This is a genomic window from Microbacterium aoyamense (genome assembly GCF_023155855.1).
GTDB lineage: Bacteria > Actinomycetota > Actinomycetes > Actinomycetales > Microbacteriaceae > Microbacterium > Microbacterium aoyamense.
Window position 1 is genome coordinate 421,137 of record NZ_JAKNUT010000004.1, and the last position, 18,761, is coordinate 439,897.

An 18,761-nucleotide genomic window follows, 5' to 3' on the forward strand; every position below is an offset into this window, starting at 1 on the left:
CCGCGTGCAGCCCGCGCGGCGCGTCGCGTACGACACGCTCCGCGCCGTTCACGAGTCCGACGCCTACGCGAATCTGCACCTGCCGACGGCGATCGCCCGCGCCGGCCTGAATCCCGCCGACGCGGGACTCGCGACCGAGCTGGCGTACGGCACGCTGCGACGCCAGGGCACGTACGACGCCGTCATCCAGATCGCCGCCGACCGCGCGGTGCACGACATCGATCCCGCCGTGCTCGACGCCCTCCGGCTCGGCGTGCACCAGCTCCTCTCGACGCGCGTCGCATCGCACGCCGCCGTCAACGAGTCGGTCGAGATCGCGCGCGAAGCCGGCAGCCGGGGCGCCGCGGGCTTCACGAACGCCGTGCTGCGGCGCGTGTCGCGCGATACGCCGGGGGAGTGGATGCAGCGCATCGCCGACGGCGCGCGCTCAGACGACGAGCGCCTCGGGCTCGTGACATCGCACCCGGTCTGGATCGTGCGGGCGCTGCGTCGGGCGCTCGCGGCGGAGGGTCGGGCCGACGAGCTCGAACAGCTGCTCGCGGCCGACAACGACGCGCCACGGGTGACGATGGCCGCTCTGCCCGGTCTCGCCGAGGTGCCCGAGAGCGCTGTCCGCACGCCGTACTCGCCGTTCGGATTCCGGCTCGGCGGCGGCGACCCCGAGTCCTCCATCCGCGCGTCCGAGGGGCGCCTGCGGGTGCAGGACGAAGGCTCGCAGCTCGCCGCGCTCGCCCTCGTGCACGCGACGCCGATCGAGCAGGGCGAGCGCTGGCTCGACCTGTGCGCGGGCCCGGGCGGCAAGACGGCCCTGCTCGCGGCCGAGGCGATCGGGCGCGGCGCGCGCCTCGACGCGAACGAGATCACACCCGCGCGTGCCGGACTCGTGCGGCAGGCGCTCGCGGCAGTGCCGCTCGAGGTCGAGGTCGCCGAGCGCGACGGCCGGGAGTATGCGGCGGAGCATCCTGGCGTGTACGACCGCATCCTGGTCGACGCGCCGTGCACGGGGCTCGGCGCAATGCGCCGTCGCCCCGAGGCGCGCTGGCGCAAGGCCCCCTCCGACGTCCCCGAGCTGTCCGAGCTGCAGCGCGAACTGCTCTCTAGCGCGATCGGTGCGCTCAAGCCGGGCGGCGTCGTCGCGTACGTCACCTGCTCGCCGCACCTCGCCGAGACGGCGGGCGTCGTCGCCGAAGTGCGTCGCGAATGGGGCGAGGCGATCGAAGAGATCTCGGCGCGGGATGCCGTGGCCTCGGCATCCCGCATCGATCCCAGCATCCTGCCCCAGATCGACGGCTCGGGTCGCGCGCAGCTGTGGCCGCACCGGCACGGCACCGACGCGATGTCGATCTCGCTCCTGCGCCGCGTCTGATCCGGCGTGTACGCCTGCGGACCTGTGTCGGCGCGTCTTCCGACATCCAGACCCCGCTATCGCGCTGCGTGTCCCACCTCGCGCGCTACGTGTCCCATTTCTGCTCGAATGCGAACCCCATTCCGAGGTGAACTGGGACACGCCTGCGCAGTCGGGTGAGTCCGCGGTCGCCCGAGCGCTTTCACACGCGGGCGGGCAGAGAGCGAGCCCGCTGTGAGTCAGACGAGGAGCACGAACCCCTCGGGCATCGTCTCGAACTCGGCTTGGAGGGCGACCACCGCGCCCGGGTGAGCGGCGCCCAGCCCGGTCGCGTCGACCGTCACGGTCGCGCCCGGCGGCAGCTCGTCGCCCATGCCGCGCAGGATCGCGACGACGCGCTCCGTTCCGGCGAATCCGAGTTCACCGCCCAGACGGACGACGCGCCCGCCCTCCACGGTCTCGAGGGCGACGGCGGGCACCGCGACGCTCTCGTGCGACTCGAGCATGTGCATCCCGAATCGTTCGGCGAGCTCCTCGACCACGAGCACGCTGCGCACGGAGTTGCCGTGCGTGTCGAGGCGCGGGCTGAACGCGGCCACGCCGAATTGCGACGGCGCGACGGCGAGGAGACCGCCGCTCACGCCGCTCTTGGCCGGGAGGCCGACGCGCAGCATCCATTCGCCCGAGAAGTCGTACATTCCGCAGCTGCCCATGATCGAGAGCACGTCGCGGGCGACGCGCTCGTCGATGACGCGACGGCGGGTGAGGGGGTTCACTCCGCCGAAGGCCAGCGTCGCGGCCATGACGGCGAGATCCCGCACCGTTACGAGCAGGGAGCACTGGCGGAAGTACGCCTCGACCGCCGTCTCGACCTCGCCCTCGAGCACGCCGTGCGAGCGGAGCAGGTGTGCCAGCGCGCGGTTGCGGTCGCCCGTCGCGGACTCCGACGCGTAGACGGCCTCGTCGACCCACAGCGACCGCCCGGCGAACGCCGAGAGCGTCTCGACGATGCGGGCCGTGCGCTCGTCGACGTCGCCACCGGGGACGAGGGATGACACGGCGATCGCGCCCGCGTTGATCATCGGATTCGCGGGGCGGCCCGTGCCCATCTCGAGACTGATCGCGTTGAACGGCTCGCCGCTCGGCTCGACGCCGACGCGCGCGAGCACCCGCTCGCGACCGAGCTCCTGCAACGCGAGCGCGAGCACGAAGGGCTTCGAGATCGACTGGATGGTGAACTCCGCCGCATCGTCGCCCACCGCTCGCACGCGTCCGTGCGGACCGACGACGGCGAACGCAAGTCGATCGGTGTCTGCGGCTGCGAGCTCCGGGATGTAGTCGGCCGGCGCGCCGGCGTCCTGCGGGGCGATCTCGTCGAGGACGTCGTCGAGCAGGGCGGTGATGGGGTCCACGCATCGAACATAATGGAGCCGTGCCCGACGAGAACGGCCGCGAACGCGGCATCCGCATCAATCCCAGCATCCTCGCCGCCGACTTCGTCAACATGCAGGCAGACCTCGCGCGCATCGCGACGGCCGATTTCGTGCACGTGGATGTCATGGACAATCACTTCGTGCCGAATCTGACCTTCGGTCTGCAGATGGTCGAGCGTATCCAGGCGACGAGTCCCGTGCCGCTGGACGTGCACCTCATGATCACCGACCCCGAGCGCTGGGCTCCCGGCTACGCCGAGCTCGGAGCCGCGTCGGTCACGTTCCATCTCGAAGCGTCGGCTGAGCCGATCACACTCGCGCGCCGGCTCCGCTCGATCGGTGCCCGGGCCGGTGTCGCGGTCAAGCCGGGAACCCCCGTCGAGGGGCTGTTCGACGTGCTCGACGAGTTCGACCAGATCCTCGTCATGACCGTCGAACCGGGCTTCGGCGGTCAGTCGTTCATGCCCGAGACGATGCCCAAGCTCCGCCTGCTCGCCGATGAGGCGCGTCGTCGCGGGTCCGAGGTCTGGCTGCAGGTCGACGGCGGCATCGGCGAGTCCACGATCGCCCAGGCCGCCGAGGCCGGCGCCGACACGTTCGTCGCAGGATCCGCGGTCTTCGCCTCGGGCGACCCCGACAACGCGATCGCGGGCCTCCGCTCGGCCGCGGCGCACGCGCACTGATCGGTTCGCCGGTTGCGCGCGGCGTCACGCGGGCATCGGCACCGCCGCGGGTCGCTACCCTAGAACGGTGAAGACGTTCGAGACGCTGTACGCCGAGCTCGCCGCGAACGCGGCGGAGCGCCCCGAGGGATCGGGGACCGTCGCGCAGCTCGACGCCGGCGTGCACGCGATCGGCAAGAAGATCGTCGAAGAAGCCGCCGAAGTGTGGATGGCCGCCGAGTACGAGTCTGTGGATGCCGCAGCAGAAGAGATCTCGCAGCTGCTCTACCACCTGCAGGTGCTCATGATCGCGAAGGGCCTGTCGCTCGAGGACGTCTACCGACATCTCTGAGCTGCTCCCGCATCCTTCCGCCACGAACTGAAAGCACACGTCATGCTGCGAATCGCCGTGCCGAACAAGGGCTCGCTCGCCGACACCGCCCACGAGATGCTCGCCGAAGCGGGCTACACGGGTCGCCGCGACCCCAAGGACCTGCACGTCATCGACCCGGTGAACGAGGTCGAGTTCTTCTACCTGCGTCCGAAAGACATCGCGACCTACGTCGGCTCGGGCGCGCTCGACGTCGGCATCACGGGCCGCGACCTGCTCTTCGATGCCCGGATGCCGGGAGCCCGCGAGATCGAGGCGCTCGGTTTCGGGGAGTCGACGTTCCGCTTCGCGGGCACGCCGGGCCGCTTCGCCGACCTCGCGGACCTCGAGGGCGCCCGCGTCGCGACGTCGTACCCGGGCCTCGTCGACGGGTTCCTCGACGAGCGCGGCATCGCGGTCGACCTCGTTCCACTGGACGGCGCCGTCGAGTCGGCGGTGCGGCTGGGGGTGGCGGATGCCGTCGCCGACGTCGTCTCGACCGGCACGACGCTGCGGCAGGCGGGTCTCGAGATCTTCGGCCCCGTGCTGCTCGAGTCCGAGGCCGTGCTCATCGCCGGCCCCGCCGACGCCCCGGGCAGCGACACGCTCCTGCGACGCCTGCGTGGTGTCATGGTCGCGCGGCGCTACGTGCTCGTCGACTACGATCTGCCCGTCGCGCTGCTCGACGACGCCGTGCGGATCGCGGGCGGCATCGAGTCGCCGACGATCTCGCCGCTTCGCGATCCCGAGTGGGTCGCCGTGCGCGTCATGGTGTCGCGCAAGGAGGTCAACCGCGTCATGGACGACCTCTACGGCATCGGCGCGCGCGCGATCCTCGTGACCGCGATCCACAACGCGAGGTTGTGACATGGCACTCGTCTGCCGCGTCATCCCGTGCCTCGACGTCGCCGCCGGCCGCGTCGTGAAGGGCGTCAACTTCGAGAACCTGCGCGACATGGGCGACCCGGTCGAGCTCGCTCGCGAGTACTTCCGACAGGGTGCGGACGAGCTGACGTTCCTCGACGTCACGGCGACGGTCGATGAGCGCGCGACGACGTACGAGGTCGTCCGGCGTACGGCCGAAGAGGTCTTCATCCCGCTCACGGTCGGCGGGGGAGTCCGCTCGGCCGAGGACGTCGCGCGCCTGCTCTCGGTCGGCGCCGACAAGATCGGCGTCAACTCGGCCGCGATCGCACGGCCGGATCTGCTCGACGAGATCGCCGACCGCTTCGGTGCGCAGGTGCTCGTGCTCTCGCTCGACGTCAAGCGCTCCGCGGCGACGCACTCCGGATTCGTCGTGACGACGCACGGCGGGCGCACCGAGACCGAGCTCGACGCCCTGGACTGGGCCCGCGAGGCGATCGAACGCGGGGCGGGCGAGCTCCTCGTCAACTCGATCGACGCCGACGGCACGAAGGCCGGATTCGATCTCGAGCTCGTGCGCCTCATGCGCGAAGTTTCGAGCGTGCCGGTCATCGCGTCGGGCGGCGCCGGTGCCGCCGCGGACTTCGGCCCCGCGGTCGAAGCGGGCGCGGATGCCGTGCTCGCAGCATCCGTCTTCCACTCCGGTCAGCTCACCGTCGGCGACGTCAAAGCCGCGATGTCCGCCGACGGCATCGCGGTGCGCGAGGTCGCGGCGTGAGCGAGTCGATCGAAGACCGCATCGCGCGCGTCGCGTTCAACAGCGACGGGCTGGTCGCGGCGATCATCCAGCAGTGGGACACCCACGAGGTCCTGATGCTCGGATGGATGGATGCCGAGGCCCTCCGCCGCACGCTGACCGAGGGACGCGTGACCTTCTGGTCGCGGTCCCGCCAGGAGTACTGGCGCAAGGGCGACACCTCCGGTCACGCGCAGTACGTCCGCGGCGCGCGCCTGGACTGCGACGGCGACGCGATCCTCGTGCAGGTCGAGCAGATCGGCGCGGCGTGCCACACGGGCGACCGCACGTGCTTCGACGCCGACGACCTGGACCCGATCGCGGGGGAGCCGGAGTGATCGCGCGCGCGCGACTCCTCTCGGTCGTCGTGACGCTGCTCGCGGGCGCGATCGGCATCATCTCGTCGACGCAGACGTGGATCTTCGTGCTGCTCGAGGACGGCATCCATCATCAGCTCGCGGTGCCGGGGGCGGCCGCCGTGCCCGTCCTCGCTCCATTGAGCCTCGCCGTTCTCGCGCTCGGCGCCGCGCTCTCGATCGCCGGTCTCGTGCTGCGCTACATCTTCGGCGCGCTCACGGTGCTGATCGCGGCCGTGCTCGCTGTGCTGACCTTCCAGGTCTACGCGCCCGACACCCGGCACGTCGCATCGACAGTCACCGAGGCGACCGGCATCTCCGGGGCCGATGCGGTATCGGAGCTCGTGGCAGGCGTCTCGACGACCCCCTGGGTGCCGATCACGCACGCCGCCTGGGTCGTGCTGTTCGTCGTCGGGATCTTCATCCTCGCAACGGCACGCCGCTGGAAGAGCACGGGACGCAAGTACACGACGGATGCCGCGACCACCGCACCCGCGGCATCCCGCCCTCACGACGCGATCGACGACTGGGACGACCTGTCCCGTGGCGAGGATCCGACCGCCCGCCCGCTAGACTGACCGCAGCCGCGACTACTCGGAGGAACCCATGAGCGACGACATCAGCGACCCCGGCCACGGACACTCCCCGGCCGCCTGGACGGCTGTCGTGATCATGCTCGTCGCCGTCACGCTGGGCACGCTGTTCTACTGGTTCGACATGCCCGTCCTCGTCTGGGCATCCGCGGGTCTGCTCGTCGTCGGAGCCATCGTCGGCTGGGCCATGGCCAAGGCGGGCTACGGCGTCAAGGGACCGAAGTACTCCCCGAAAGCGCACTGACGTGCTCGCCGACCTCACGGCCGGCGCGGTAGAGGATGCCGAGGCTCGCTCGGCCGAGCGGCCCACAGCCGTCGTCGAGAGCGCTGCTCTCGCGCAGGCGCCCGCGCTCGATGCCCTCGCCGCGCTCGCTCCCGCTGACCGCGTCAAGATCATCGCCGAAGTCAAGCGCGCGAGTCCGTCGCGCGGCGACCTGGCATCCATCCCCGATCCTGCCCACCAGGCTCTCCGGTATCAGGAGGGCGGCGCGTCAGCCATCTCGGTGCTGACCGAGGGCCGTCGTTTCAAGGGCAGTCTCGCCGACCTCGAGGCCGTCAAGGCCGCGGTCGATGTGCCGGTGCTGCGCAAGGACTTCATCGCGACCGAGTACCAGGTGCTGGAGGCCCGCGCGTCGGGCGCCGACCTGGTGCTGCTGATCGTCGCGGCGCTCGCGCAGCCCGTCCTGACACGGCTGCACAAGCTCGTGCTCGAACTCGGCATGACACCCCTCGTCGAGACCCATTCGGCGAGCGAAGTCGATACCGCGGCCGACCTGGGCGCGAAGCTGATCGGCGTCAACGCACGGGATCTCTCGACCTTCGCGCTCGATCGCGATCTGTTCGGTCGCCTCGTGGACCGTATCCCGGCGGATGCCGTCAAGATCGCCGAGTCGGCCGTGCTGAGCCCCGCCGACGTCACCCACTACCGCAGCGCGGGCGCCGATGTCGTCCTCGTGGGGGAGGCCCTCGTGACCAACGACCCCGTGTCCACACTGCACGCGTTCCTGGAGGCCGGGTCGTGACTCTTCTCCGCGAGGCATCCGGCCCCTTCTTCGGCGACTTCGGCGGGCGCTACATGCCCGAATCGCTCATCGCCGCGATCGACGAGCTGACGGCAGAGTACGAAGCGGCGAAGGCGGATGCCGCGTTCCAGGCCGAGTTCGTGCACCTCCTGCACACGTACGCGGGGCGACCGTCGATCATCACCGAGGTGCCGCGGTTCGCGGAGCACGCCGGGGGAGCGCGGGTCTTCCTCAAACGCGAGGACCTCAACCACACCGGCTCGCACAAGATCAACAACGTCCTGGGGCAGGCGCTGCTCACCAAACGACTCGGCAAGACCCGCGTCATCGCCGAGACGGGTGCGGGGCAGCACGGTGTCGCGACCGCGACGGCCGCGGCCCTGTTCGGCTTCGACTGCACGATCTACATGGGCGAGGTCGACACCGAGCGCCAGGCCCTCAACGTCGCCCGCATGCGGCTGCTGGGCGCCGAGGTGATCCCGGTCACGACGGGCTCGCGCACGCTCAAGGACGCCATCAACGACGCCTACCGCGACTGGGTCGCGAGCGTCGAGACGACGAACTACATCTTCGGCACGGCGGCGGGACCCCATCCCTTCCCGGCCATGGTGCGCGATTTCCAGAAGGTCATCGGAGAAGAAGCCCGTCAGCAGTTGCTCGACGAGGTCGGGCGCCTGCCAGACGCGGTCCTCGCGTGCGTCGGCGGCGGCTCGAACGCGATCGGCATGTTCGACGCGTTCCTCGACGATGAGGGCGTCAAGCTGTACGGCGTCGAGGCCGCCGGTGACGGTGTCGACACCGAGCGGCACGCGGCATCCATCGAACGCGGCCGCGTCGGAGTGCTCCACGGCGCGAAGACATACGTCCTGCAGGACGAGGACGGCCAGACGATCGAATCGCACTCGATCTCGGCGGGTCTCGACTACCCGGGCGTCGGCCCCGAGCACTCCTGGCTCGCCGCGATCGGGCGGGCGGACTACATCCCCGCGACCGACGACGAGGCGATGCAGGCGCTCCGACTGCTCTCGCGCACCGAGGGCATCATCCCCGCTGTGGAATCCGCCCACGCCCTCGCGGGTGCCATGCGGATCGGGCGCGAGCTGGGCCCCGACGCGATCCTCGCCGTGTGCCTCAGCGGCCGCGGCGACAAGGACATGGACACCGCCGCACGCTACTTCGATCTGTACGACCGTGAGCCGCTGCCGCCCGCGCCCGACGTCGACGCCGCCCATGGTGAAGGAGCCGAGCTGTGAGCCGCGTCGCCGCCGCGATCGATCGCGCGAAGTCCGAGGGCCGCGGCGCGTTCGTGGGCTACCTGCCGTTGGGATTCCCCGACCTGCAGACGAGCATCGACGCGGCCGTCACGCTGGCCGAGAGCGGTGCCGACATCCTCGAACTCGGTCCGCCGTACTCCGACCCCGTCATGGACGGCACCGTCATCCAGGAGGCGACGCAGGCTGCGCTCGCGGGAGGCTTCCGGCTGCGCGACACGTTCACGGCCGTGCGAGAGATCGCGAAGCGCACCGACGTGCCGATCCTCGTCATGACGTACATCAACCCGGTGCTGCAGTACGGCGTCGACCGCTACGCCGATGATCTTCTCGCGGCCGGGGGAGCGGGCCTCATCACGCCCGACATCACCCCGGAGGCCGCTGAGGATTGGATCGCCGCCAGCAAGCGCACGGGCCTCGACCGCGTCTTCCTCGCCGCGCCCACCTCGACCGACGAACGGCTCGACCTCATCGTCAAGAGCTCGACCGGCTTCGTCTACACCATCTCGACGATGGGCATCACGGGGGAGAGAGCGGAGCTGGATGCCGCGGCCCGCACGCTCGTCGCCCGCCTGCGCGATCACGGCGTCGAGCACGCGTGCGTCGGCATCGGCATCTCGAACGCCGAGCAGGTCGCGGGTGTCCTCGACTACGCCGACGGAGCGATCGTCGGCACGGCGCTCGTCCGCGCCCTGCGGGAGGGCGGACTCGACGGGCTCGCCGAGACGGCGCGCGCGCTTGCCGCGGGCACGGTCACGGGCCCGGCGTCCGGGAACTAAACTCGCACTCATGCTTTCTTCCGCCGCGAGCGTCGTCGCCAGCATCCCGAGCCCTTCCATCAGCTCCTTCCAGCTCGGCCCGCTCACGATCCACTTCTACGCGCTGTGCATCATCGCCGGCATCATCGCCGCCGTGCTGCTCACCAACCACCGTCTCACGAAGCGCGGCGCCGAGCCGTGGGTCGTCATCGACATCTCGCTCATCGCGGTGCCGCTCGCGATCATCGTGGCGCGGCTTTACCACGTGTTCACGCACGCGGGCTTCTACTTCGGCGAGGGCCGCGAGTGGTGGAACCCGTTCGTGCAGGACGCAATCTGGAACGTCTGGGACGGCGGCATCGCGATCTACGGGTCGCTCATCGGCGGTGCGATCGGCGCATGGCTCGGCTGCAAGTGGACGGGCATCCGGGTCTGGACGTTCGCCGACGCCCTCGCACCCGGCCTCCTCCTCGCGCAGGCGCTGGGTCGTTTCGGCAACTGGTTCAACCAGGAGCTCTACGGTCTGCCCACAGATCTCCCGTGGGGCCTGCAGATCGACTACCCGAACGCGGCGTGGCCCGTGGGTCTGCCCGAGGGAACACTCTTCCACCCGACCTTCCTCTACGAAGTGATCTGGAACCTCCTCGGCGTCCTCGTCCTCCTCTACATCGGCCGGAAGTTCCGCCTGCAATGGGGCCGCCTGTTCGCGATCTACCTCGTCTGGTACAGCGCGGGCCGCATCGTGTGGGAGTCGATCCGCATCGACCCGAGCGACATCATCCTGGGGCTGCGCACCAACGTGTGGGCGGCGATCATCGGCGTGATCGTGGGCGTCGTCATCTTCTTCGTGCAGAAGCGACGCCACCCGGGCCTCGAGCCGTCGCCCTACAAGCCCGGACGCGAGTGGACGCCCAAGGGCACGGTACAATCGCAGGACGCGGACTACGTCGATGTCAGCGAACCACCGATCGACGAAGTCACCGAAGGCACCGCCACAAGCACAGTCGCCACGAAGTAAGCCGCGCTCTTCCCCCCAGCGCGCGCCCCTTTTCCCCAATGTGCACGGGCCGACGTCGTCCCATCCAGATCTGATCATGTGAGGACGGTTGGTATGGCTTCTCGCTCCCCTCGCGCCGCCACCCTGGCGACGTTCCCCGCCAAGCAGGGCATGTACAACCCCGCTTTCGAGAAGGATGCCTGCGGCCTCGCGATGGTCGCGACGCTCCGCGGCGAGGCGAGCCACGAGATCATCGACCTCGCTCTCACGGCGCTGCGCAACCTCGAGCACCGCGGTGCCATCGGGTCGGACGCCGGAACGGGCGACGGTGCCGGCATCCTGACGCAGATGCCGGATGCCTTCCTCCGCGCGGTCGTCGAGTTCGAGCTGCCCGCCGTCGGCCGCTACGCGGTCGGTCTCGCCTTCCTGCCGCAGGACGACGACGCCCGCGCAGCCCAGAAGGACGGTATCGAGCGGATCGCGGCATCCGAGGGCCTCACCGTCCTCGGCTGGCGTGTCGTCCCCACCGACGACGCCCACCTCGGCAAGCTCGCGTTCGCAGCTCGTCCGGTGTTCGAGCAGCTGTTCGTCTCGAGCGCAGCCGAGCTCGAGGGGATCGCCCTCGATCGCCGCACCTTCCGGCTGCGCAAGCGCGCGCGGACCGAGCTCGACGCGTACTTCGTCTCGCTGTCCAGCCGCACGCTCGGCTACAAGGGCATGGTCACGACGCTGCAGCTCGAGCCGTTCTACCCCGATCTGTCCGACGACCGTTTCGCGTCGGAGCTCGCCGTGGTGCACTCCCGCTACTCGACGAACACCTTCCCGTCGTGGCCGCTCGCGCAGCCGCTTCGCATGCTCGCGCACAACGGCGAGATCAACACCGTCAACGGCAACCGCAACTGGATGCGCGCGCGCCAGTCGCAGCTCGAATCCGAGCTGATCGGCGACATCCGTCCGCTCTTCCCCATCTGCACCGAGGGCGCGAGCGACTCGGCATCCTTCGACGAGGTCCTCGAGCTCCTCACGCTGACGGGCCGCAGCCTGCCCCACGCGATCATGATGATGGTTCCCGAGGCCTACGAGAAGCAGGCCGACATCGATCCCGAGCTGCGCGCGTTCTACGACTTCCACTCGATGCAGATGGAGCCGTGGGACGGCCCCGCCGCGCTGATCTTCACCGACGGCACGCTCGTGGGCGCCACGCTCGACCGCAACGGCCTGCGCCCGGGCCGATGGACCGAGACGACCGACGGCATCGTCGTGATCGGCAGTGAGACGGGCGTGCTCGATTTCGCCCCCGAACGCATCAAGCGCCGCGGACGCCTGCGCCCGGGCCGCATGTTCCTCGTCGACACGGCGCAGGGCCGCATCATCGAGGACGACGAGATCAAGCGCGACCTCGCGACCCTGCACCCGTGGCAGGAGTGGCTGGATGCCGGGCGCGTGCGCCTCGCGGACCTTCCCGAGCGCGAGCACATCGTGCATCCCATCGCCTCGATCACGCGCCGTCAGCGCACTTTCGGCTACACCGAGGAAGAGGTCAAGATCCTCCTCACCCCAATGGGTCAGAACGGTGCCGAACCGCTCGGTGCGATGGGCTCGGACACGCCCGTCGCCGTCCTCAGTGAGCGCCCGCGGCTGCTGTTCGACTACTTCACGCAGCAGTTCGCCCAGGTGACCAACCCACCGCTGGACTCGATCCGCGAAGAGGTCGTCACGTCGCTCGCGCTGGGCCTCGGCCCCGAACGCAACCTGCTCGCGTGGGGGCCCGAGCACACGCGCAGCGTGGCGCTCGACTTCCCCGTCATCGACAACGACGAACTCGCCAAGATCCAGCACATCCACACCGCGCTGCCCGGCCGCTCGTCCGTCACGATCCGCGGGCTCTATCGCGTCGAGTCGGGCGCGAAGGGCATGAACAAGCGCCTCGCGCAGATGTGCAAAGAGGTCGATCACGCGATCGAAGACGGCGCGGAGTTCATCGTGCTGAGCGACCGCGACTCGAACAAGGACCTCGCGCCCATCCCGTCGCTGCTCATGCTCGCAGCCGTGCACCACCACCTCATCCGCAACGAGACGCGCATGCGCGTGGGCCTCGTCGTCGAGGCCGGGGACGTGCGCGAAGTTCATCACGTCGCGACCCTCATCGGCTACGGGGCATCGGCGGTCAACCCGTACCTCGCGATGGAGACCGTCGAGTACCTCGTCCGTGCCGGCTACATCACGGGCATCACGCCCGAGAAGGCCGTCAAGAACCTCATCTACGCGCTCGGCAAGGGCGTGCTGAAGATCATGTCCAAGATGGGCATCTCGACCGTCTCGTCGTACGCCGGCGCACAGGTGTTCGAAGCCGTGGGGCTGTCGGACGAGTTCATCTCGACCTACTTCACCGGCACGGAGTCCAAGCTCGGGGGAGTGGGGCTCGACGTCATCGCGGCCGAGAACGCCCGTCGGCACGAGTACGCGTACCCGGAGGATGCCGCGGTGCGCGCGCACGAGCGGCTGTGGACCGGCGGCGAGTACCAGTGGCGCCGCGATGGATCGCCCCACCTGTTCAACCCCGACACCGTGTTCCGTCTGCAGCACTCGACGCGCACGCGCCGGTACGACATCTTCCGCGAGTACACGAAGCTCGTCGACGACCAGGCACACGAGCTGAAGACCCTGCGCGGGCTCTTCCGGCTCAAGACGGGTCAGCGGCCTGCCGTACCCATCGACGAGGTCGAGTCCGTCTCGGCGATCGTCAAGCGGTTCTCGACGGGCGCGATGAGCTACGGCTCGATCTCGCGCGATGCGCACGAAACGCTCGCGATCGCGATGAACTCCATCGGCGCGAAGTCGAACACGGGCGAGGGCGGCGAAGACGTCGAGCGCCTGCTCGACCCCGCCCGCCGCAGCGCGATCAAACAGGTCGCGTCGGGGCGCTTCGGCGTGACGAGCCTCTACCTGACCGAGGCCGACGACATCCAGATCAAGCTCGCTCAGGGCGCGAAGCCCGGCGAGGGCGGTCAGCTCATGTCGACCAAGGTCTATCCGTGGATCGCGCGTACCCGGCATTCGACCGCCGGCGTCGGGCTGGTCTCGCCGCCGCCTCACCACGACATCTACTCGATCGAAGACCTCAAGCAGCTGATCTTCGACCTGAAGCGGGCGAACCCGAGCGCACGGATCCACGTCAAGCTCGTGAGTCAGTCGGGCATCGGTGCGGTGGCCGCGGGCACCGCGAAGGCGCTGGCCGACGTCATCCTCGTCTCCGGTCACGACGGCGGCACGGGCGCGAGCCCGCTCAACTCGCTCAAGCACGCGGGTACACCGTGGGAGCTCGGCCTCGCTGAGACGCAGCAGACGCTCATGCTCAACGGCATGCGCGACCGCGTCGTCGTGCAGGTCGACGGTCAGCTCAAGACCGGACGCGACGTCATCATCGGCGCGCTGCTGGGCGCCGAGGAGTTCGGCTTCGCGACGGCGCCGCTCGTGGTCTCGGGCTGCATCATGATGCGCGTCTGCCACCTCGACACCTGCCCCGTGGGCGTCGCGACGCAGAACCCCGTGCTGCGCGAGCGCTTCAACGGCAAGCCGGAGTTCGTCGTGAACTTCATGGAGTTCATCGCCGAAGAGGTGCGCGAGATCCTGGCGGAACTCGGCTACCGCACGCTCGACGAGATCATCGGTCGCAACGACCTGCTCGACGTCGACGGCGCCGTCGAGCACTGGAAGGCGAGCGGGATGGATCTCGCTCCGATCCTCGAGGGCCCGCAGTTCGGCGACGACGAGATGCGCCGCAACATCCGTGCGCAGGACCACGAGCTCGACGAGCACTTCGACATCCAGATCATCGAGCAGGCAGGAGGTGTGCTCGCCGACGGCGGTCACATCTCGATCGACCTGCCGGTGCGGAACACGGCGCGTGCCGTCGGGACGCTCCTCGGGCACCACGTGACGCGCGCGCACGGCGCGAACGGGCTGCGCTCCGGTTCGATCGAGGTCAACCTCACGGGCTCGGCCGGTCAGTCCTTCGGGGCGTTCATGCCCGCGGGCATCACCCTGCGCCTCGAGGGCGACTCGAACGACTACGTCGGCAAGGGCCTGTCGGGGGGCCAGATCGTCGTGCGGCCGCCGCGCGCGGCATCCTTCGACGCCTCCGAGAACGTCATCGCGGGCAATGTCATCGGCTACGGCGCGACGCAGGGCACCATGTTCCTGTCCGGCGTCGTCGGCGAGCGGTTCTTCGTCCGCAACTCGGGAGCGACGGCGGTCGTCGAGGGTGTGGGTGACCACGCGCTCGAGTACATGACCGGCGGGCTCGCCGTCATCCTCGGCCGCACGGGTCGCAACCTCGGCGCCGGAATGTCGGGCGGTACGGCTTACGTCTACAAGCTCGACGAGGCTCTGGTCAACCGCGAGGCGCTCAAGAACGGCGAGCTCGAACTCGGCCCGCTCGGGTCGGGGGATGCCGAGATCCTGCGGGATCTGCTCACGCAGCACGTGTCCGAGACGGACTCGACGCTCGCAGCATCCCTTCTCGCAGACTTCGACGACGAGATCGAGAACTTCGTCCGCGTCCTGCCGCGCGACTACGCGGCCGTCCTGCAGACGCGGCAGACCGCCGTCGCAGAGGGACTCGACCCCGACGGCGACGTCGTCTGGAACCGCATTCTGGAGGTGACGGGTGGCTGACCCGAAGGGCTTTCTCAAGGTCACCGAGCGCGAGCTCCCCGCTCGCCGCCCGGTGCCCGTGCGCATCATGGACTGGAAAGAGGTCTACGAGCCGGGCGACTCGGCCGTCCTCCGTCGCCAGGCGGGCCGCTGTATGGACTGCGGCGTGCCGTTCTGCCACAAAGGCTGTCCGCTCGGCAACCTGATCCCGGAGTGGAACGATCTCACGTGGCGTGGCGAAGGTCGCGCGGCGAGCGAGCGCCTGCACGCGACGAACAACTTCCCGGAGTTCACGGGCCGGCTCTGCCCTGCGCCGTGCGAGAGCTCGTGCGTGCTCGGCATCAACCAGCCCGCCGTCACGATCAAGCAGATCGAGGTGTCGATCGCCGACGAGGCGTTCGGAAGTGGATGGATCGAGCCCGAGCCCCCGGGGCGGCTCACCGGCAAGACGGTCGCCGTCGTGGGCTCAGGCCCCGCCGGGCTGGCCGCGGCCCAGCAGCTGACGCGCGCCGGTCACACGGTCGCCGTCTTCGAGCGGGACGACCGCATCGGCGGGCTGCTGCGCTACGGCATCCCGGACTTCAAGATGGAGAAGCGCCACATCGACGCGCGCCTGCGTCAGATGCAGGACGAAGGCACCCGGTTCCGTGCCGGCGTCGAGATCGGCACCGACATCTCATGGGATGACCTGCGCTCCCGCTACGACGCCGTCGTGGTCGCCACGGGCGCCACGGTCCCGCGCGAGCTGCCGATCCCCGGTCGCGACCTGGCGGGTGTGCACTTCGCGATGGAGTACCTCATCGAGTCGAACCACGCGGTGGCGGGTGACAGCGTCCCCAACCAGATCTCGGCCGAGGGCAAGCACGTCGTCGTCATCGGCGGCGGTGACACCGGAGCCGACTGCATCGGCACGGCCCACCGTCACGGCGCGCTGAGCGTCACCAACCTCGCGATCGGCAAGCGGCCGCCGGGGGAGCGTCCCGACCACCAGCCGTGGCCCATGTCGCCGTTGCTGTTCGAGGTCTCCTCGGCGCACGAAGAGGGCGGCGAACGGTCCTATCTCGCCTCGACGGTCGAGTTCCTCGGCAACGACGCGGGCGAGGTGCGCGCACTCCGCGTCGCCGAGACCGAGTTCGTCGACGGCCGACGCGTCCCCAAGAGCGGCACCGAGCGCGAGATCCCCGCTGACCTCGTTCTCATCGCGATGGGCTTCACCGGTCCCGAGCGCGCGCTCCTCGAAGAGCAGCTGGACACCCGGTTCACCGCGCGCGGCAATGTGCAGCGTGAGGACGACTACCAGACGACCGCACCGGGCGTCTTCGTCGCCGGCGACGCCGGGCGCGGCCAGTCGCTCATCGTGTGGGCCATCGCCGAGGGCCGCGCGGTCGCAGCGAGCGTCGACGCCTACCTCATGGGCGAAACCCAGCTGCCGTCTCCCGTTCGTCCGACGGACCTCGCGATCGGCCTGCAGCCCGCGTAGGCTGAAATCGGCTCCTCTGCCAACAAATGCACCCCCACCAAGAAAGACACGGATGAGACGCGCCAAGATCGTCGCCACACTGGGACCCGCAACATCGTCGTATGAGATGGTCCGCGCGATCATCGATGCGGGCGTCGATGTCGCCCGGTTCAACCTGAGCCACGGGGACTACTCGGTTCACGACAACAACTTCGCGAACGTGCGCAAGGCGGCGGATGACGCGGGTCGGCCCGTCGCGATCCTCGTCGACCTTCAGGGGCCGAAGATCCGGCTCGGCAAGTTCACCGACGGTCCTCACGATCTCGCCGTCGGAGACATCTTCAAGATCACCGCCGAGGACGTTCCCGGCACGAAGGAGATCGTCTCGACGACGTTCAAGGGTCTGCCCGACGACGTCAAGCCGGGGGACTTCCTCCTCATCGACGACGGCAAGGTGCGCGTCCAGGTCGAGAGCGTCGACGGTCCGGTCGTCACGACCAAGGTCATCGTGGCCGGTCCGGTCTCCAACAACAAGGGCATCAACCTGCCCGGGGTCGCGGTGAACGTCCCTGCGCTGTCCGAGAAGGACGAGGCCGATCTCCGCTGGGGTCTGCAGGCCGGGTGCGACCTCATCGCGCTCTCGTTCGTGCGCGACGCGAAGGACGTCCAGCGCGTGCACGTCATCATGGCCGAAGAGGGACGCCACGTCCCGGTCATCGCCAAGATCGAGAAGCCGCAGGCCGTCGATCACCTCGAGGAGATCATCGACGCCTTCGACGGCATCATGGTCGCCCGCGGCGACCTCGGCGTCGAACTGCCGCTCGAAGCCGTGCCGATCGTGCAGAAGCGCGCCGTCGAACTCTGCCGCCGCATGGCCAAGCCCGTCATCGTGGCGACGCAGATGCTCGAGTCGATGATCGAGAACCCCGTCCCCACCCGCGCCGAGACGAGCGACGTCGCCAACGCCGTGCTCGACGGCGCTGATGCCGTCATGCTCTCGGGCGAGACGAGCGTCGGCAAGTACCCCGTCGTCGTCGTCGAGACGATGGCGCGCATCATCGCATCCACCGAGGACCACGGTCTCGAGCGCATCCAGCCGCTCACGACCAAGCCCCGCACGCAGGGCGGCGCCATCACTCTCGCCGCCAACGAGGTCGCGGACTTCGTCGAAGCCAAGGCGCTGTGCATCTTCACGGAGTCGGGCGACACGGCCCGCCGCATGTCGCGCCTGCGCCCCAAGATTCCCATGTACGCGTTCGCGGCCGAGCCCGCCATCCGGCGCCGCATGGCGCTCACGTGGGGCGTGCAGTCGACGCTCGTCGAGCACGTCGCACACACCGACCGCATGTTCATCCAGGTCGACGACTTCTTCCTCTCGAACGATCTCGCGAAGGTCGGTGACAAGGTCGTCGTCATCTCGGGATCCCCTCCCGGGATCATCGGCTCGACGAACGACATCCGCATCCACAAGATCGGCGACGCCGTCCACGGCAAGGCGCCGATCTACCGGGAGTAGTTCGGATCTGTCGTCACGACGGCCGCGCTCGCTATGCTGAGCGCGGCCGTCGTGCATGTTGCCGATGCGACCGAGAGGGTGATCGATGATCTGGGACGCGTTCTGGCTGATGCTGTGGTTCTTCTACATCGCCGCCTACATCTACGTCGTCGTGCTGATCATCACCGACCTCTTCCGCGACGAGAAGCTCTCGGGCTGGTGGAAGGCCGTATGGATCATCTTCCTCGTGTTCGTGCCGTTCCTGACCGCGCTCGTCTACCTCATCGCTCGAGGGAAGGGCATGGCAGAACGCGCCGGCGCCCGGCGCGGAATCGTCGCGGAGTCCGACGACTATCGTCCGGCCGCGTCCGCGAGTCCGTCCGACGACATCGCGAAGGCGAAGGCGCTGCTGGATGCCGGCACCATCTCGCAGGGCGAGTTCGACGCGCTCAAGAGCAAGGCGCTGGGCAACCAGTACTTCGGCGCCTGACGCGCTATCCGCGCAGTGTCGGCCCCGAGCGAGCCGCGCCCGTCTGCAGGAGCGAAGGGCCCCGCTATCGGCGGTTTCTAGGGATCGTCGCAACACGGGGTTAGGTCTGAAGTAAAGCAGCGAAACGCTCGGCTGGGGTTTCCCAGCCGAGCGTTTTGCGTGGGCGGCCGTTGAGTTCGATGGCGGCATCGGCG

At 69.3% G+C, this 18,761-nt stretch carries 17 protein-coding genes; 16 read left to right on the plus strand and 1 reads right to left on the minus strand.

The genetic code is table 11. From position 1 onward, the window contains the following. Positions 1-4 precede the first annotated feature (4 nt). On the plus strand, positions 5-1,366 hold the full coding sequence (locus MA876_RS13320) for an RsmB/NOP family class I SAM-dependent RNA methyltransferase (RefSeq protein ID WP_372491532.1): 1,362 nt from the start codon (positions 5-7) through the stop codon (positions 1,364-1,366). 218 nt (positions 1,367-1,584) lie between these two features. Here the strand turns inward: MA876_RS13320 and glsA are convergent, their stop codons facing one another. Then, positions 1,585-2,757: a glutaminase A gene (gene glsA / locus MA876_RS13325; protein WP_248150082.1), complete on the minus strand. Its 1,173-nt coding sequence runs from the start codon at positions 2,755-2,757 to the stop codon at positions 1,585-1,587. 20 nt (positions 2,758-2,777) lie between these two features. Here glsA and rpe point away from each other — a divergent pair, with 20 nt between their 5' ends. The 15 genes from rpe to MA876_RS13400 all read left to right on the plus strand — a co-directional run bounded on the left by rpe (position 2,778) and on the right by MA876_RS13400 (position 18,567). Continuing rightward, positions 2,778-3,461, plus strand: a complete 684-nt coding sequence (gene rpe, locus MA876_RS13330) for a ribulose-phosphate 3-epimerase (RefSeq protein WP_308221661.1) — start codon at positions 2,778-2,780, stop codon at positions 3,459-3,461. Positions 3,462-3,528: 67 nt separating this feature from the next. Next, positions 3,529-3,792 (plus strand): phosphoribosyl-ATP diphosphatase, encoded by a 264-nt coding sequence (locus MA876_RS13335; protein WP_248150085.1) that lies wholly within the window; start codon positions 3,529-3,531, stop codon positions 3,790-3,792. Positions 3,793-3,834: 42 nt separating this feature from the next. Continuing rightward, positions 3,835-4,677 carry an ATP phosphoribosyltransferase gene (gene hisG / locus MA876_RS13340; protein WP_248150088.1) on the plus strand — a complete coding sequence of 281 codons (843 nt, stop codon included), beginning with the start codon at positions 3,835-3,837 and terminating at the stop codon, positions 4,675-4,677. 1 nt (position 4,678) lies between these two features. After that, the gene (gene hisF, locus MA876_RS13345; RefSeq protein ID WP_248150093.1) at positions 4,679-5,452 is read left to right on the plus strand and encodes an imidazole glycerol phosphate synthase subunit HisF; all 774 of its coding nucleotides are present in this window, start codon (positions 4,679-4,681) and stop codon (positions 5,450-5,452) included. Further along, the gene (hisI, locus tag MA876_RS13350) at positions 5,449-5,808 is read left to right on the plus strand and encodes a phosphoribosyl-AMP cyclohydrolase (protein WP_248150095.1); all 360 of its coding nucleotides are present in this window, start codon (positions 5,449-5,451) and stop codon (positions 5,806-5,808) included. The genes hisF and hisI overlap by 4 nt, the downstream gene beginning before the upstream one ends. Then, a complete protein-coding gene (locus tag MA876_RS13355) occupies positions 5,805-6,404 on the plus strand; it encodes a Trp biosynthesis-associated membrane protein (protein WP_248150097.1) in 600 nt (199 codons plus the stop codon). The genes hisI and MA876_RS13355 overlap by 4 nt, the downstream gene beginning before the upstream one ends. Positions 6,405-6,432: 28 nt before the next feature. Next, the gene (locus MA876_RS13360; RefSeq protein WP_248150099.1) at positions 6,433-6,663 is read left to right on the plus strand and encodes a DUF6704 family protein; all 231 of its coding nucleotides are present in this window, start codon (positions 6,433-6,435) and stop codon (positions 6,661-6,663) included. A gap of 1 nt (position 6,664) precedes the next feature. After that, positions 6,665-7,441, plus strand: coding sequence for an indole-3-glycerol phosphate synthase TrpC (gene trpC, locus MA876_RS13365; protein WP_248150101.1), 777 nt, complete (start codon positions 6,665-6,667; stop codon positions 7,439-7,441). Next, positions 7,438-8,694, plus strand: a complete 1,257-nt coding sequence (gene trpB, locus MA876_RS13370) for a tryptophan synthase subunit beta (protein WP_308221662.1) — start codon at positions 7,438-7,440, stop codon at positions 8,692-8,694. The genes trpC and trpB overlap by 4 nt, the downstream gene beginning before the upstream one ends. Further along, positions 8,691-9,491 carry a tryptophan synthase subunit alpha gene (gene trpA / locus MA876_RS13375; RefSeq protein WP_248150103.1) on the plus strand — a complete coding sequence of 267 codons (801 nt, stop codon included), beginning with the start codon at positions 8,691-8,693 and terminating at the stop codon, positions 9,489-9,491. Before trpB ends, trpA begins: the two co-directional genes overlap by 4 nt. A gap of 10 nt (positions 9,492-9,501) precedes the next feature. Beyond that, positions 9,502-10,488, plus strand: a complete 987-nt coding sequence (gene lgt / locus MA876_RS13380) for a prolipoprotein diacylglyceryl transferase (RefSeq protein WP_248150106.1) — start codon at positions 9,502-9,504, stop codon at positions 10,486-10,488. 93 nt (positions 10,489-10,581) lie between these two features. Next, positions 10,582-15,144 (plus strand): glutamate synthase large subunit, encoded by a 4,563-nt coding sequence (gltB, locus tag MA876_RS13385; protein ID WP_248150109.1) that lies wholly within the window; start codon positions 10,582-10,584, stop codon positions 15,142-15,144. Then, complete coding sequence (locus MA876_RS13390) at positions 15,137-16,603, plus strand: glutamate synthase subunit beta (protein ID WP_248150118.1); 1,467 nt, start codon at positions 15,137-15,139, stop codon at positions 16,601-16,603. The genes gltB and MA876_RS13390 overlap by 8 nt, the downstream gene beginning before the upstream one ends. A gap of 52 nt (positions 16,604-16,655) precedes the next feature. After that, positions 16,656-18,098, plus strand: a complete 1,443-nt coding sequence (gene pyk / locus MA876_RS13395; protein WP_248150121.1) for a pyruvate kinase — start codon at positions 16,656-16,658, stop codon at positions 18,096-18,098. An 85-nt stretch (positions 18,099-18,183) separates the two neighbouring features. Next, a complete protein-coding gene (locus MA876_RS13400; RefSeq protein WP_248150124.1) occupies positions 18,184-18,567 on the plus strand; it encodes an SHOCT domain-containing protein in 384 nt (127 codons plus the stop codon). Positions 18,568-18,761 lie beyond the last annotated feature (194 nt).